Origin of the sequence: Rhodoblastus sp. 17X3 (genome assembly GCF_030056575.1) — a bacterium.
Lineage (GTDB): Bacteria > Pseudomonadota > Alphaproteobacteria > Rhizobiales > Beijerinckiaceae > Rhodoblastus.
Map to the genome: position 1 here is coordinate 17,961 of NZ_JASHHX010000025.1, position 14,473 is coordinate 32,433.

General features: G+C 62.7%; 15 protein-coding genes. 14 read left to right on the forward strand and 1 reads right to left on the reverse strand.

Annotated features, from left to right (window positions below):
- Positions 1–13 precede the first annotated feature (13 nt).
- On the reverse strand, positions 14–604 hold the full coding sequence (gene hisB, locus QM467_RS17575) for an imidazoleglycerol-phosphate dehydratase HisB (RefSeq protein ID WP_283367639.1): 591 nt from the start codon (positions 602–604) through the stop codon (positions 14–16).
- Positions 605–851: 247 nt separating this feature from the next.
- On the opposite strand from hisB, the gene hslV reads away from it, so the two are divergent.
- The 14 genes from hslV (at position 852) to metK (ending at position 14,468) form a co-directional block, all read left to right on the forward strand.
- Complete coding sequence (gene hslV, locus QM467_RS17580) at positions 852–1,421, forward strand: ATP-dependent protease subunit HslV (RefSeq protein WP_283367640.1); 570 nt, start codon at positions 852–854, stop codon at positions 1,419–1,421.
- 32 nt (positions 1,422–1,453) lie between these two features.
- On the forward strand, positions 1,454–2,755 hold the full coding sequence (gene hslU, locus QM467_RS17585; protein WP_283367641.1) for an ATP-dependent protease ATPase subunit HslU: 1,302 nt from the start codon (positions 1,454–1,456) through the stop codon (positions 2,753–2,755).
- A 99-nt stretch (positions 2,756–2,854) separates the two neighbouring features.
- Complete coding sequence (trpS, locus tag QM467_RS17590; protein WP_283367642.1) at positions 2,855–3,889, forward strand: tryptophan--tRNA ligase; 1,035 nt, start codon at positions 2,855–2,857, stop codon at positions 3,887–3,889.
- Positions 3,890–3,991: 102 nt separating this feature from the next.
- The gene (locus QM467_RS17595) at positions 3,992–4,552 is read left to right on the forward strand and encodes a NifU family protein (protein WP_283367643.1); all 561 of its coding nucleotides are present in this window, start codon (positions 3,992–3,994) and stop codon (positions 4,550–4,552) included.
- Positions 4,553–4,604: 52 nt separating this feature from the next.
- The gene (tsaB, locus tag QM467_RS17600; protein ID WP_283367644.1) at positions 4,605–5,294 is read left to right on the forward strand and encodes a tRNA (adenosine(37)-N6)-threonylcarbamoyltransferase complex dimerization subunit type 1 TsaB; all 690 of its coding nucleotides are present in this window, start codon (positions 4,605–4,607) and stop codon (positions 5,292–5,294) included.
- A gap of 26 nt (positions 5,295–5,320) precedes the next feature.
- Positions 5,321–5,773: a ribosomal protein S18-alanine N-acetyltransferase gene (rimI, locus tag QM467_RS17605; RefSeq protein ID WP_283367645.1), complete on the forward strand. Its 453-nt coding sequence runs from the start codon at positions 5,321–5,323 to the stop codon at positions 5,771–5,773.
- 61 nt (positions 5,774–5,834) lie between these two features.
- Positions 5,835–6,629, forward strand: coding sequence for a lysophospholipid acyltransferase family protein (locus tag QM467_RS17610; protein ID WP_283367646.1), 795 nt, complete (start codon positions 5,835–5,837; stop codon positions 6,627–6,629).
- Positions 6,630–6,721: 92 nt separating this feature from the next.
- Complete coding sequence (miaB, locus tag QM467_RS17615) at positions 6,722–8,149, forward strand: tRNA (N6-isopentenyl adenosine(37)-C2)-methylthiotransferase MiaB (protein WP_283367647.1); 1,428 nt, start codon at positions 6,722–6,724, stop codon at positions 8,147–8,149.
- A gap of 2 nt (positions 8,150–8,151) precedes the next feature.
- Positions 8,152–9,219 carry a PhoH family protein gene (locus QM467_RS17620; RefSeq protein WP_283367648.1) on the forward strand — a complete coding sequence of 356 codons (1,068 nt, stop codon included), beginning with the start codon at positions 8,152–8,154 and terminating at the stop codon, positions 9,217–9,219.
- Positions 9,216–9,719 (forward strand): rRNA maturation RNase YbeY, encoded by a 504-nt coding sequence (gene ybeY, locus QM467_RS17625; protein ID WP_283367649.1) that lies wholly within the window; start codon positions 9,216–9,218, stop codon positions 9,717–9,719. The genes QM467_RS17620 and ybeY overlap by 4 nt, the downstream gene beginning before the upstream one ends.
- Entirely contained in the window at positions 9,706–10,743 is a 1,038-nt protein-coding gene (locus tag QM467_RS17630; protein WP_283367650.1) for a hemolysin family protein, read from the forward strand. Before ybeY ends, QM467_RS17630 begins: the two co-directional genes overlap by 14 nt.
- A gap of 179 nt (positions 10,744–10,922) precedes the next feature.
- On the forward strand, positions 10,923–12,488 hold the full coding sequence (lnt, locus tag QM467_RS17635; RefSeq protein ID WP_283367651.1) for an apolipoprotein N-acyltransferase: 1,566 nt from the start codon (positions 10,923–10,925) through the stop codon (positions 12,486–12,488).
- Between the two features lie 56 nt (positions 12,489–12,544).
- Positions 12,545–12,958 (forward strand): helix-turn-helix domain-containing protein, encoded by a 414-nt coding sequence (locus tag QM467_RS17640; RefSeq protein WP_283367652.1) that lies wholly within the window; start codon positions 12,545–12,547, stop codon positions 12,956–12,958.
- Between the two features lie 313 nt (positions 12,959–13,271).
- A complete protein-coding gene (gene metK / locus QM467_RS17645) occupies positions 13,272–14,468 on the forward strand; it encodes a methionine adenosyltransferase (protein ID WP_283367653.1) in 1,197 nt (398 codons plus the stop codon).
- Positions 14,469–14,473 lie beyond the last annotated feature (5 nt).

Consider the following 14,473-nt stretch of genomic DNA (forward strand, 5'->3'; position numbering starts at 1 on the left):
TTCCCGCGTCGCTTCAAAGCGCTCCCTTGGTGGAGGGGATTCTGCCCTTTTGGCGAGGGTCGATCGTCAGCGCCGCGCCCAGCGCGCGGGCGACGCCCTTGAAGCAGGTTTCGACGATGTGATGGCTGTTCACGCCGTAAAGCGCCTCGACATGGAGCGCGATGGCGGCGTGCTGCGCGAAGGCCTGAAAAAACTCGCGGACCAGCTCGGTGTCGAATTCGCCGATCTTCGCTTGCGGAATCGCGGCGCGGAACACCAGAAAGGGTCGCCCCGAGACGTCGATCGCGACGCGGGTCAAGGTTTCGTCCATGGGCAGATGAACGTCGGCATAGCGAACGATGCCGTGCAGATCGCCGGCGGCCTGGCGCAGCGCCTGCCCGAGCGCGATGCCGACATCCTCGACCGTGTGATGCTGGTCGATATGAAGATCGCCCTTGGCCGCGATTTCGATGTCCATCAGCGAATGGCGCGCGAGTTGATCGAGCATGTGATCGAAAAAGCCGATTCCGGTCGAAATCTTGCTGAGGCCGGAGCCGTCGATCGCAAGTTTCACGAAAATGTCGGTTTCCTTCGTTGTGCGCTTGATCTCAGCTTGGCGCGTCATATTCTTTCCCTTGCCATCCGAAGCAGCGCGGATTGGCGAGCGCTTTTCCGCTAGGATATTGGTCGTGGCGCGATTTTCAACGCGCCTTCGCCCTTACGTGGCATAAATTCTGACCTCGGATGCAACGGCTCATAGCAAAACGCCGCCTCGCGCGCCACTCTGTCGCCGGGGGCCTTGTAACATTAGCGTGAGCGCAATAGATGCGCTGGCGAGATAAAGCGACCCGCATCCCATTCGAGACGTTTCGATGACCGACCACTCCGGCCCGCCTTCCATGCATGCGACGACGATCATCCTGGTGCGCAAGGGCGGCAAGACCGTGATCGCGGGCGATGGCCAGGTCAGTCTCGGCCAGACCATTATCAAGGGCAATGCACGCAAGGTCCGGCGTCTGGGCAAGGGCCAGGTCATTGTCGGCTTTGCCGGAGCGACGGCGGACGCCTTCACCCTTTGCGAAAGGCTGGAGGCCAAGCTCGACCAATATCCGGGCCAGCTTTTGCGCGCCTGTGTGGAACTGGCCAAGGATTGGCGCACCGATCGCTATCTGCGTCGGCTCGAAGCCATGATGCTGGTCGCCGACAAGAGCGCGGCCCTTGTCCTGACCGGCAATGGCGACGTGCTGGAGCCGGAACCGGCCGCTGACGGCGTGGTCATGGGCATCGGCTCCGGCGGAAATTACGCTTTGGCCGCAGGCCGGGCGCTGATCGACAGCGGTCTCGACGCCGAGGCCATCGCGCGCCGCTCTCTCCAGATCGCCTCGGAAATCTGCGTCTACACCAATGCGAATATCGTCGTGGAAAGCGTCGACTCGCTTTGATCGCAATTTTGGCCAGCCCCAGAGCCTGATTCATGACCGACCTTTCTCCCCGCGAAATCGTATCCGAACTCGACCGCTACATTATCGGCCAGAAAGACGCGAAACGCGCTGTGGCGATCGCCTTGCGCAATCGCTGGCGGCGGCTACGGCTCGAAGGGATGATGCGGGAAGAGGTTCTGCCCAAGAACATCCTGATGATGGGGCCGACGGGCTGCGGCAAGACCGAGATTGCGCGCCGCCTCGCACGCCTCGCCAATGCGCCCTTCCTGAAGGTCGAGGCGACCAAATTCACCGAAGTCGGCTATGTTGGCCGCGACGTCGAGCAGATCGTGCGCGATCTGGTCGAGATCGGCATTTCCCTGGTCAAGGAGACCAAGCGAAAGGATGTCGAGGCGCGGGCCCAGCTTGCGGCCGAGGAGCGAATCGTGACGGCGCTGGTCGGCGCCAATTCGAGCGCGGCCACCCGGGACGCCTTTCGGCGGAAATTGCGCGCGGGCGAGCTTGAGGACAAGGAGATCGAGGTCGAGATCGCCACGTCCGCTGGGCCTTCGATGCCGATGTTCGATCTTCCGAACATGCCGGGCGCTTCGGTCGGCGCGATTTCGCTTGGCGATATTTTCGGCAAGGCGTCGCGCGCCAAGCAGCAGAAACTGCTGGTCAAGGACGCCCGCGCGCCGCTGCTGGCCGAGGAAAGCGAAAAACTGCTCGATCAGGATGAGATCGTGCGGTTGGCGATCCGCGAAGTCGAGAACAACGGGATCGTCTTTCTCGACGAAATTGACAAGATCTGCGCCAAGGACGGCCGTAGCGGCGACGTCTCCCGCGAGGGCGTCCAGCGCGATCTCCTGCCCTTGATCGAGGGGACGACGGTCGCGACCAAGCATGGCTCCGTCAAGACGGACCACATCCTGTTCATCGCCTCGGGCGCGTTTCACGTCGCCAAGCCGTCCGACCTCTTGCCGGAACTGCAAGGCCGTTTGCCGATTCGGGTCGAATTGTCGTCGCTCGACGAGGACGATTTCCGATGCATCCTGACCCAGCCGGAAGCGAGTCTGGTCAAGCAATATCGCGCCTTGCTGGCGACCGAAGGCGTGACCCTCGACTTTACCGACGATGCGATCGACGCTCTGGCCCGGGTTGCGGTTCAGGTCAATTCCAGCGTCGAGAATATTGGTGCGCGACGGCTGCAAACGGTCATGGAGCGGGTGCTCGATGAGGTCAGCTTCACCGCCGGCGATCATTCCGGACAGGTTGTCACGGTCGACGGCGCCTATGTCGAGGAGCGCGTCGGCGACCTGGCGCGCAATGTCGATTTGAGCCGATTCATACTGTGATCGGGCGGAATCGGCGGGTGTTTCGCCAATTCCGCCTCTTGCCAGCGCAATGGCGCGACGCCATAAGACGGCGATCCCATTCTTCCCGCCCGGACGCCGATGACCCCTTTTCCCGAACGTGTCTTTTCCGGAATTCAGCCGACCGGCAATCTTCATCTCGGCAACTATCTGGGCGCCATCGTCAAGTTTGTCGCGCTGCAGAAGACGCATGAGTGCCTGTTCTGCGTCGTCGACCTGCATGCGATCACCGTGCCGCAGGAGCCGAATGAATTGCGCGCCGCGATCCGCAAGATCGCCGCAGCCTATATCGCCTCGGGCGTCGATCCGGTCAAAAATATCATCTTCAATCAAAGCCAGGTCGCGGAACACGCGGAGCTGGCCTGGGTTTTCAATTGCGTCGCCCGCATGGGCTGGCTCAATCGCATGACCCAGTTCAAGGAAAAGGCCGGCAAGGATCGCGAAAACGCCTCGATCGGCCTGTTCGCCTATCCGACCCTGATGGCGGCGGACATCCTGCTTTACCGCGCGACGCATGTGCCGGTCGGCGAAGACCAGAAGCAACACATCGAACTGGCGCGCGACATCGCCCAGAAATTCAATAATGACTTTGCCGAATCCATCGCGGCCAACGGGCACGAGGGCGGCTTCTTTCCTTTGCCGGAGCCCCTGATCCAGGGGCCGGCGGCGCGCGTGATGAACCTGCGCGACGGGTTGAAGAAAATGTCGAAATCGGACCCGTCCGAATATTCGCGCATCAGCCTTTCCGACGATTCCGACACCATCGCGCAAAAGGTTCGCAAGGCGAAGACCGACCCCGAGCCCTTGCCGACGGACAAGGACGGCTTGAGCGGCCGTCCGGAAGCCGAAAATTTGATCGGAATTTACGCCGCGCTGAATGATTCGACAACGGAAGCCGTCCTGCAGCAATTCGGCGGCGCGCAGTTCTCCGCTTTCAAGCAGCAGCTTGTCGATCTCGCCGTCGCCAAGCTTGGCCCGATCGGCGCCGAAATGCGGCGCCTTGAACAGGACTCCGCCTATATCGATTCGGTCCTGCGCGACGGCTCGCAGCGCGCGCGGGCGATCGCGGGGCCGATCATGAATCAGGTCAAGGACATATTGGGTCTGATCCGCTGATTGCGACGTGAGGACCAATCAGCCCTTTTTATCGCGGCGCCAGAGGATTATCTTCTGTCCATTCCATCTCCGGCCTTGAACCGGACGATCTCGGAGGCATGCATGTTCATTCAAACGGAATCGACGCCCAATCCCGCCACGCTGAAATTCCTGCCGGGCGGACCCGTGCTGGAAAATGGCTCGCGTGACATGGCGAGCCAGGACGAAGCCAGGATTTCGCCCCTCGCCAGCGCCCTGTTCACGATCGAGGGCGTCAGCGGCGTGTTTCTGGGGCCGGATTTCATCTCGGTCACGAAATCATCCGGCGAATGGCAGCATCTCAAGCCCGCCATCCTCGGCGCGATCATGGAGCATTTCATGTCCGGGGGGCCGATCCTTTCCCCGGACGCTGGGGAGCCGGACGCGTCGCAAAAGGAGTTTTTCGCTCCCGAGCACGCGGAAACCGTCGCAGCCATCAAGGAACTGCTTGAGAATCAGGTGCGTCCGGCGGTCGCGAACGATGGTGGCGACATCGTTTTCCGCGGGTTCAAGGATGGCGTCGTCTATCTTCACATGAAGGGCGCCTGTTCAGGCTGTCCTTCGTCGACGGCGACCCTGAAGCGCGGCATTCAGAATCTGCTCTGCCATTACCTGCCCGATGTGAAATCGGTCGAGCAGGTCTGAAGCGGCGGTCGCGGACTTTCGCCCCCTTTGATGCGAGCCAGACCATAGGCCCATGCGCATACTCGCCATAGACACCGCCTTGCCCGCCGTTTCCGTTTGTGTGCTCGACGCCGGGGAAAGCCAGCCTGTGGTGCGGGAATCGGTCCCGATGGACAAGGGCCATGCCGAGGCGTTGATGCTGATGGTGGCGCGCGTCATGGCGCAGGTCGGGGGCGGGTTCGCCTCGATCGATCGCGTCGCGGTCACGGTCGGCCCCGGCTCGTTCACCGGCATTCGGATCGGCGTCGCCGCCGCGCGCGGCATCGCGCTCGCGCGCGGCGTCGAGGCGGTCGGCGTTTCGACTTTAGCGGCGTTCGCGGCGCCGCTCCTGTCCGAGGAATCGGAGGGAATCGTCGCAGCCGCGATCGACGCCCGGCATGGCCATGTGTTTTTCACGGCCTATGGACCTGCCGGCCGCATCCTGACCTCGCCCCGCATTCTCGTTTTGCGCGACGCCTGCCGGCTGCTCGGCGCTGGCCGCATTCGCGCGGTCGGCTCAGGCGCAACCCTGTTGCGGGATGAGGCTGCGATTTATGGCGGCGACATTCATGTCGCCGACGCCTCTCCCGCGCCCGATATTCTCGCGGTGGCGAGGCTCGGCCTTGTCGCCGATCCCACCAACGCCCCCGCGCGGCCGATTTACCTCAAGGCGCCGGACGTCAAGCCTGGCGCCAGGCCATCGATCCCGCTCGTCGCCTCATGAAGCCGCCCTTTTTCTGGCGCGGCGCCATGCAAGACGCCGCGCCGCGCCTGCTTCGCCCAGCCGATGCGGCAGGCTGCGCCGATCTCCATGCGACCAGCTTCGCCCACCCTTGGTCTTCCTCCGACTTCGAGGCCCTGCTGGCCGATTCCGCCTGTTTCGGCGACGGGATCGTCGACGGGGCCAAAATAACCGGTTTCATTCTGTCGCGCCGCGCCGCCGATGAAGCGGAGGTGCTGACCGTCGTCGTCGCTTCCTCCGCGCGCCGAAGGGGCTGCGGACGCCGCCTGCTTGCCGCGCATCTGGCGCGCCTGGCCGCGCTGGGCGTCGCCAAAGTCTTTCTCGAGGTCGAGGAAGGCAATGCGGCCGCTCTTGCGCTCTATCGCCGCTACGGCTTTTCCGTCGAGGGACGGCGCAAGAATTATTACGCAAAGTCGGACGGCGGGCGCGGCGACGCCCTGATCATGCGGCGCATTCTTTGATGAACATCCCGCCGCCCGTCTTCGTCATAAATCCGTCACCGCTTCTGCCTAACCGGCGGCCATGCCCTATATCCGCGCAGCTCTCCTGATCTTCGCCCTCGGCGGCTTCTATCTCATCGGCGTGCCGCTGCAGCGATTTGCGCGCCGCCGGGGCTGGGCCTTGTCACGCGAGATCCCGCCATTTTTCGCGCGCACGATCTGCGCGCTGCTCGGTCTGCGGGTCCGGTTCGAGGGCAATGAGCTTGGCCCGAAGCCGCGCATGATCGTCGCCAATCATGTCTCCTGGAGCGATATTCTGGCGCTGGCCAGCCGGGAAACGCCCTGCTTCGTCGCCAAGAGCGAAGTCTCGGGCTGGCCTTTGCTCGGCGCTTTCGCCCGCGTCCAGGATACGATTTTCGTGCGTCGTGACAGCCGAACCGAGGTGCCGCGCGTCAACGCGGCGATGGCGGAAAAGATGGTGGCCGGGGAGGACGTCCTGCTGTTCGGCGAGGGCACGTCCACCGACGGCGCCGGCGTCCTCAGCTTCAAGCCCTCGCATTTCGCGGCGGCGCGCGATGTGTTTCGGCTATTTCCGGAAATATCCGCGGTGACGGTGCAGCCTGCGGCGATCACTTATACTCATGCGCGCGGCGAGCCGCTCGATGAGACCGGTCGCCGGGCCCTCGCCTGGTTCGGCGACGCCGACCTTGCGCCGCATATCTGGCTGCTGCTGAAGAACGCCCCGGTTGATTGCGTCATCGCTTTTGGCGCGCCTCTGACCTTCGCGCCGGAGAGCGACCGCAAGGCCGTGGCTCTCGAGACGGAGACGAGGGTCCGGGCGCTCGCCGAGACCCAGATCGCCAAATTGCAGGCCTGAACCAAAAAATACGCGCGCTTTCTTATCGGCGGCCGCAAAATCGGTTATTGGTGAAAAGACTCCAGATCCGTCCCGGAGGGACCATTTCAATTTTGCAGCCTGATCCCGATATCGCGCGCGCCGAAGCCGAGACCGCGCAGCCCCAAGGCCGAAAGCTTCTCGTCAAATCCTACGGCTGCCAGATGAACGCCTATGATGCGGCGCGCATGGCCGATGTGCTTGCGCCGGAAGGCTTTGTCGAAACCAGCGACGTCGAGGACGCCGACCTTGTCGTTCTGAACACCTGCCATATCCGCGAAAAAGCCTCCGACAAGGTCTTTTCGGAGCTGGGAAAACTGCGCGTCCTGAAGGAAGCCCGCAAGGCGGAAGGCAAGACGCTGCAGATCGCGGTCGCCGGTTGCGTCGCGCAGGCCGAGGGCGGGGAAATCCTGCGCAAGCAACGCGCGGTCGATCTTGTGGTTGGGCCGCAGAGTTACCATCGCTTGCCCGAAATGTTGCGGCAGGCGGCCCACGGCCCGGTGATCGACACGGATTTTCCTGTCGAGGACAAGTTCGACCACCTGACCAAGCCCTCCGAAGAGAAGATCCGCCAACGCGGCGTTTCATCCTTCCTGACCGTTCAGGAAGGATGCGACAAATTCTGCTCCTTCTGCGTCGTTCCCTATACGCGTGGCGCGGAAACCTCGCGCGACGTGGGCAAGATCGTTGCGGAAGCGGAACATCTGGCGCGCTCCGGCGTCCGCGAAATCACGCTGCTCGGACAGAACGTCAATGGCTATCATGGAATTGGCGAAGACGGCGGCGATTGGTCCTTGGCGAAATTGATCGAGCGCCTCGCCCGGATCAATGGCCTCGCGCGGCTGCGCTACATGACCAGCCATCCGAATGACATGGCTGACGACCTGATCCGCGCGCATCGCGATATGCCGATCCTCATGCCCTTCCTGCATCTCCCGGTGCAGTCGGGATCGGATCGGATCCTCGACGCCATGAACCGGAAGCACAAAGCCGACGATTATATGCGTCTCGTCGAGCGTATTCGCGCGGCGCGGCCCGACATCGCCCTGTCGTCGGATTTCATCGTCGGCTTTCCCGGCGAGACGGAAGAGGATTTCAAGGCCACGCTGGCGCTTGCTCATGAAGTCGGATTCGCCTCGACCTTCTTCTTCAAATATTCGGCGCGGGCCGGGACGCCGGGCGCCGATCTGGACGACCAGATTCCTGAAGAGATCAAATCGGAGCGGCTTGCGCGCCTTTCGGAGGTGGTCGAGGCCCAGCGCCACGCCTTTAACGCCTCGATGGTCGGGCGCAGGATCGAAGTTCTTTTCGAAAAGACGGGCCGGCGTCCGGGGCAGATCGCGGGGAAGTCGCCTTATCTCCAGCCTGTTCAGGTCGACGGTCCGGACGCTCTGATCGGCGAGACCGCGCTGGTCGAAATCGTCGATTGCGGCACGAATTCATTGTTCGGCGGTCTCGTGGAGGGCGCGAGCTCGCAATTTCGCGCCGGAGGGGAAATCTGAGCATGGCTCTTGCCGATGGCGCGTTCGGGAAAGCCGAGCAGAACGCAGACGGATCTGTCGAACTGGCGCTGACGCTTGACGACAATCGGACGGCTTCGCTGGTTTTCGGCCAGTATGATCAGAACCTCGCCCGCATCGAGCGCCGGCTGAATGTCGTTCTGAACACCAATGGCAATCATGTCGCCATCAAGGGGCCGGCCGAGGCCGCCGGCCATGCGCGCCGGGTGTTGCAGATCCTGTGCGATCGCGCCCGCAGCGGCCAGCTGGCGACCATGGGCGACGTCGATGGGGCGATTCAGGAATGCGCCCTTCAAGGCAATCTTTTTCCCAAGGAGGCGCCAAGCCCGCGCTCGACCTTCGAGCAGATCGCGACGCGCAAGAAGGGTTCGGTGAGGGCGCGGACCGCGGCGCAGGACCTTTATATCCGGGAGTTGCGGCGTTTCGAGCTCGTTTTCGCGGCAGGTCCTGCCGGGACGGGCAAGACCTGGCTCGCCGTCGGCCATGCGGTTTCGCTACTCGAACAGGGGGTGGTGGAGCGGCTGATCCTGTCCCGGCCGGCGGTCGAAGCCGGCGAGAGGTTGGGATTCCTGCCGGGCGACATGCGCGAAAAGGTCGATCCCTATCTTCGCCCCATCTATGACGCCCTGCAGGATTTCATGGACCCGCGCATGGTGGAGCGCGGCATGCAGACGGGGATGATCGAGGTCGCTCCGCTGGCGTTCATGCGCGGGCGCACGCTGACGAACGCCTGCGTTTTGCTGGACGAGGCGCAGAACGCCACGTCGATGCAGATGAAAATGTTCCTTACGCGTCTCGGCGAGGGCTCGCGGATGATCGTCACGGGCGATCCGACCCAGACCGATCTTCCTCCGGGCCAGAGGTCCGGCCTGAGCGAGGCGATATCGCTGCTGTCGGGGCTCGAAGGCGTCGGCCATGTGACCTTTACCGAGGAGGACGTCGTGCGGCACGATCTCGTGCGTCGGATTGTCGGCGCCTATGAGGCGGCGACGCGGCGCGAACGGGAGAGGCCTTTGCCGCCTTCGCCGATCGACAAGGATTGGTCGCCATGAGGCTGACCATAGGAGCCGCGGTGGAATGCCCCCAGTGGGAGAATCTGCCGAACATCGACGGCCTTCTCGCTGAAAGCCTGCAAGCGGTCCTGAATGAAACCGGAGAAGACGTCCGGGAAGGCGCCGAGGTCAGCTTCCTGTTTTGCGACGATGCGCGCATCCGGGAGCTCAACCGTCAGTTTCGGGGCAAGGACCAGCCGACCAATGTACTGTCCTTTCCCGGCCCGGACCCCCTGGACAAGGCGCAATTCCTTGGCGACATCGCGCTGGCCTTCGAGACGATCGCCCGGGAAGCGCAGGAGCAGGGCAAATCGCTCGAACATCATTGCCGTCACATGATCGTCCACGGATTTCTGCATCTTCTGGGCTATGATCATGAAGAATCCGTGGAAGCCGAAGAAATGGAAGCGACGGAAATCCGGATTCTTCAGGCCCTAGGCGTTGAAGACCCTTATCGCGAAGACAACCAGAGAGAGACCGACGTCAATGGGCGCGCCTGAGCGGGACATTGAGGAAAACCCTTCTGTCGAGCGAAGTCCCGGCAAACAGAGCGGCTCCGTCCTTGAACGGCTGAGATCTTTGTTCGGGCTGAGCGGAGCGTCAATCCGCGACGATATCGAGGACGCGCTGGACGACGCCTCGATTGCGGGCGATTTCAGCCCTCAAGAACGGACCATGCTCAAGAATGTGCTCGGTCTGCATGAGGTCAGGGTCAGCGATGTCATGGTGCCGCGCGCCGATATACTGTCCGTTCCGATCGAAGCGTCGCTCGCAGCCGTGCTGGCGACCTTTCGGACCGCCGGCCATTCGCGTTTTCCCGTTATCGGCGAGACGCTCGACGATCCCCGCGGCATGGTTCACATCAGGGATTTTGTCGATTTCGTCGCCGCGGCGGCCGAGAAAAGCCTGGCGCAGCGCCGGGCCAGATCAAACGGAGCGCCGGCGCCCGACAGTTCGGCGGAGCCCGTGGCGAGCGAAAACGCCCTGCTCATGCCGGTCGATCTCAGCGTCTCGCTTGAGACGGCGGGCATCTTGCGTCCCGTCCTGTTTGCGCCGCCATCCATGCCGGCCCTGGACCTTCTCGTCAAAATGCAGGCGACCCGCACGCATATGGCGCTGGTGATCGACGAATATGGCGGAACCGACGGCCTGGTTTCAATCGAGGACATTGTCGAGATGATCGTTGGCGATATCGAAGACGAGCATGATCTCGATGAAAGCCCAAAAATCGAATTGGTCGCGCCGGGCGTCTTTATAGCCGATGCGCGCGTCGGCCTCGAGGAGGCGTCAGAACGCACAGGGCTGAATCTGTCGGCGCATGGCGCACATGAAGACGTCGACACCTTGGGCGGCCTAGCGGCGGCCTTCGCGGGGCGCGTGCCGATTCGCGGCGAAGTCGTGGCCAGTCCGGCCCGGGATTTCGAATTCGACATCCTCGACGCCGACCCCCGGCGGGTGAAGCGGCTGAAGCTGCGCCTCATCGACGAGAAATCGGCCGCCGCGCCCGAACCTGCGCCCGAATGAATTCCGCGCGGGATCAAGCCACGCCCGCGCTTTCTTGGGGGAAAGTTGAACTTCGGCGCGGCCTGAGGTTCGCATACCCGCGATCGCCGAACTAGAATCCCGTTCGTTTTTTGATCCGCGTCGATCCGGCGAACTTCGCCGTGCGGCGTCGCCGGATCGCCCCCTGCCGGGAACGCCCGATGTTTGCACTTGCCCAGCGCGTAATCCTTGCCGAATCCTGGCGTCGGCGTCTGATCGCCTTTGGCGGCGGCGCGTTCGGCGCCTTGGCTTTGGCCCCGGTCGGGTTTCTCCCGGCCTTTTTCGTGCCGATGACGCTCGCCGTCTGGCTGATAGACGGGTCCGGGGCCGAGTCGTTCTGGTCGGGGCTCCGACGGGCTGCTGGCGCGGGCTGGTGGCTCGGTTTCGGCTATTTTGTCGCGGGCCTGTGGTGGCTGGGCGCAGCCTTCCTGGCCGAAGCCGATCGTTTCGCCTGGGCCCTGCCTCTCGGCGTCCTCGGCCTGCCGGCTGTTCTGGCTGTTTTCACCGCTTTGGGCTTTGTCTTCGCGTGGCTGCTGTGGTCCGCCGGGCCGGCGCGGGTCTTTGCGCTCGCAGCGGGCCTGAGCGCGGCCGAATGGCTGCGCGGCTTCGTTCTCTCCGGCTTTCCCTGGAACGATTTCGGGATGGTTCTCGGCGGGAACCTCGTTCTTGCCCAGACCGCTTCGATCTGGGGCCTTTCCGGCCTGACGATCCTTTCGGTCCTGATTTTCTCCTCGCCCGCGCTGCTGGCAGGCGAAGGCCGCAAGACGGTTCCGATCGCGGCGCTTGCTCTCCTGGCGGGCGTCGCCCTGTTCGGATCGTTGCGTTTGTGGGCGTCGCCGGGCGAGGTCAGGGGCGTTAAAATCCGGATCGTGCAACCAAATGTTCCGCTGGAGGATTTTCGCGCCGATCGCCGTGATCATCTGCTGGACCATTATATCAGCCTGTCGGATCGCGCGACCTCGCCCCAGACCAGCGGCGTGGGCGACGTTACTCATCTGTTCTGGCCCGAATCCTCCTTTCCTTTCATTCTTTCCCGGGACGGAGCGGCGCTTTCCCTGCTGGCGGCGCGGCTTCAGAACGCGGTCCTTTTCACGGGCGCCGCACGCGCCGAGGGCGAAGGCCGCAAGACTCAATATTTCAATGCGGTCCAGGTCATTTTCGGCGGCGAGGTCAAGGAAAGCTACGACAAGAGGCACCTTGTCCCCTTCGGCGAATACCTGCCCTTCACCGGCCTGCTCGCGCGCCTCGGGATTTCCCAGTTCGTCGCAATTCCAGGCGGTTTCAATTCCGGCCAGTCGTCCCGCTTCCTGACCGCGCCGGGTCTGCCTCCCGTCTTGCCGATGGTCTGTTACGAGTCGATTTTTCCCTATGAAATAGCGGATCGGATCAGTTCCGCGCCTTTGCGCCCCGGCGTGATGCTGAATGTCACCAATGACGGCTGGTTTGGAATCACATCCGGTCCCTACCAGCATTTCGCCCAGTCGAGGCTTCGGACGATTGAACAAGGCCTGCCGATGATTCGGGCGGCGAATACCGGTATTTCAGCTATTCTCGATCCTTACGGCAGGACAGTCGCCATGGCCCCGCTCGGGGTCGAGGCGGTCGTTGACGGAGGGCTGCCCAAAGCGCTTCCATCAACATTGTTCTCAAAATATCCCTATGTCGCCCCGTTCATCTTGTGGATTTTTGTCCTCGTCGGCGCCTTTATTCGCCCTCGCAGGATTTGACTTTAGGTCAGCCGCCGTTGCAAACTAGGGTTGCAATCCTACAGGCTCGTATCTCCGTGACAAAAGTCCCAAATCCCATCGACAGACATGTCGGCGCGCGGGTTCGCATGCGCCGGATGCTCATCGGCATGAGCCAGGAAAAGCTCGGCGAAGCCCTGGGGCTGACCTTCCAGCAAATTCAGAAATATGAGAAGGGCGCGAACCGGATCAGCGCCAGCCGCCTGCAGCAGATTTCGGACGCGCTGAGTACGCCGCTGGCCTATTTCTTCAAGGGCGCCCCAACCTCGGACGGCGCCGTTCAGGGCGGATTCGCCGAGGCTGGCGCGGAAGAAAACAAGGTCAGCGATTTCGTGATGACCGCCGAAGGCCTGAGCCTCAACCGGGCTTTCGCCCGCCTGTCGGACCCCAAGGTTCGCAAGAGAATCGTGGATCTCGTGACCGTACTCGCCGAGGCCGAAAACGCCGGGTAAGCCCTGTTTCAGTCTTAGGGCGAAACTCGGAGCGTTCGTTATATCGAACAAAACAACTCAAATCGCTTGACGAAACGAACGCCAACTTTGTAATGGTTGGCTGTTCATGCGTTGCCGAAACGGCGTGCAAGGGATTTTGCGCAGTGAAGTTGCGCGCTTTCTTCCCTTTTCGTGCAACGCGCCTTTGGCCAGCCGGGCCCCGTCATGAGGCCGGGGCGCTGTTCCGCGAAGTGCGGAAGGCTGAAGGCGGAATGGAATCCCAGCCAGGGCGCCGTCCGCAATTCGGCCCCCGTCTTGAATTTGGAGAGCGTTCGTGGCCCGCAGCGATTTTCTGTTTACAAGCGAATCCGTGTCCGAGGGGCATCCGGACAAGGTCGCAGACCGGATTTCCGACGAGATCGTCGATCTTTTTTATCGCGAAGGCGAAAAGGCCGGGATCGATCCATTCCAGATCCGCGTCGCGGCTGAAACCCTCGTGACGACGAATCGCGTGGTCATCGCCGGCGAAGTGCGCGGGCCCGCGATTTCGCACAAGCAGATCGAGGACGCTGCTCGCGAGGCGATCAAGGACATTGGTTACGAGCAGACCGGGTTCCATTGGGACACCGCGGAAATTGAAATCCTGCTTCATGCGCAATCGGCAGATATCGCCCAGGGCGTGGATTCCGCCGGCAACAAGGATGAAGGCGCTGGCGACCAGGGCATCATGTTTGGCTACGCCTCCAACGAGACGGTCGATCTCATGCCGGCGCCCCTTCATTATGCGCACAAGATTCTCGAATCTCTCGCCAAGGCTCGCAAATCGGGCGAAGGCGACGCGATCAAGCTCGGCCCCGACGCCAAGAGCCAAGTGACGGTGAAATATGTCGGCGGCAAGCCGGTCGGCGTGACCCAGATCGTGCTTTCGACCCAGCATGTCGATGAGGACCTGACGTCCGAAGACGTTCGCAAGATCGTTGAGCCCTATATTGTCGCCGCCTTGCCGAAGGGCTGGGTCTCGGACGCCACCGTCTGGCACGTCAATCCGACGGGCAAGTTCGTGATCGGCGGACCGGACGGCGACACGGGCCTGACCGGGCGCAAGATCATCGTCGACACTTACGGCGGCGCGGCGCCCCATGGCGGCGGCGCGTTTTCGGGCAAGGATCCGACCAAGGTGGACCGCTCCGCCGCCTACGCGGCGCGCTATCTCGCCAAGAACGTCGTCGCGGCGGGACTTGCCGATCGGGTCACCATCCAGCTCTCCTATGCGATTGGCGTCACCGACCCGTTGTCGATCTATGTCGACGCGCATGGCACCGCCAAGGTCGATGAGGCGGCGCTGGAGGAAGTGCTGTTCAAGATCGTTCGGCTGTCGCCGCGCGGCATTCGCGAGCATCTTCACCTCAATCGCCCGATCTATGCGCGGACCTCGGCCTATGGCCATTTCGGCCGCGCGCCCGATGCGGATGGCGGATTCACCTGGGAAAAGACCGATCTGGTCGACAAGCTCAAAGCGCATTTCGCCTGAAATCG

What these genes read in the sequence shown, in the direction of transcription:
- hslV (WP_283367640.1), top strand. Translation starts at nt 852, where the DNA reads ATGACCGACCACTCCGGCCCGCCTTCCATGCATGCGACGACGATCATC.
- QM467_RS17620 (WP_283367648.1), top strand. Translation starts at nt 8,152, where the DNA reads ATGGCTCTTGCCGATGGCGCGTTCGGGAAAGCCGAGCAGAACGCAGAC.
- trpS (WP_283367642.1), top strand. Translation starts at nt 2,855, where the DNA reads ATGACCCCTTTTCCCGAACGTGTCTTTTCCGGAATTCAGCCGACCGGC.
- lnt (WP_283367651.1), top strand. Translation starts at nt 10,923, where the DNA reads ATGTTTGCACTTGCCCAGCGCGTAATCCTTGCCGAATCCTGGCGTCGG.
- hslU (WP_283367641.1), top strand. Translation starts at nt 1,454, where the DNA reads ATGACCGACCTTTCTCCCCGCGAAATCGTATCCGAACTCGACCGCTAC.
- hisB (WP_283367639.1), bottom strand. Translation starts at nt 604, where the DNA reads ATGACGCGCCAAGCTGAGATCAAGCGCACAACGAAGGAAACCGACATT.
- rimI (WP_283367645.1), top strand. Translation starts at nt 5,321, where the DNA reads ATGCAAGACGCCGCGCCGCGCCTGCTTCGCCCAGCCGATGCGGCAGGC.
- ybeY (WP_283367649.1), top strand. Translation starts at nt 9,216, where the DNA reads ATGAGGCTGACCATAGGAGCCGCGGTGGAATGCCCCCAGTGGGAGAAT.
- QM467_RS17630 (WP_283367650.1), top strand. Translation starts at nt 9,706, where the DNA reads ATGGGCGCGCCTGAGCGGGACATTGAGGAAAACCCTTCTGTCGAGCGA.
- QM467_RS17610 (WP_283367646.1), top strand. Translation starts at nt 5,835, where the DNA reads ATGCCCTATATCCGCGCAGCTCTCCTGATCTTCGCCCTCGGCGGCTTC.
- QM467_RS17595 (WP_283367643.1), top strand. Translation starts at nt 3,992, where the DNA reads ATGTTCATTCAAACGGAATCGACGCCCAATCCCGCCACGCTGAAATTC.
- tsaB (WP_283367644.1), top strand. Translation starts at nt 4,605, where the DNA reads ATGCGCATACTCGCCATAGACACCGCCTTGCCCGCCGTTTCCGTTTGT.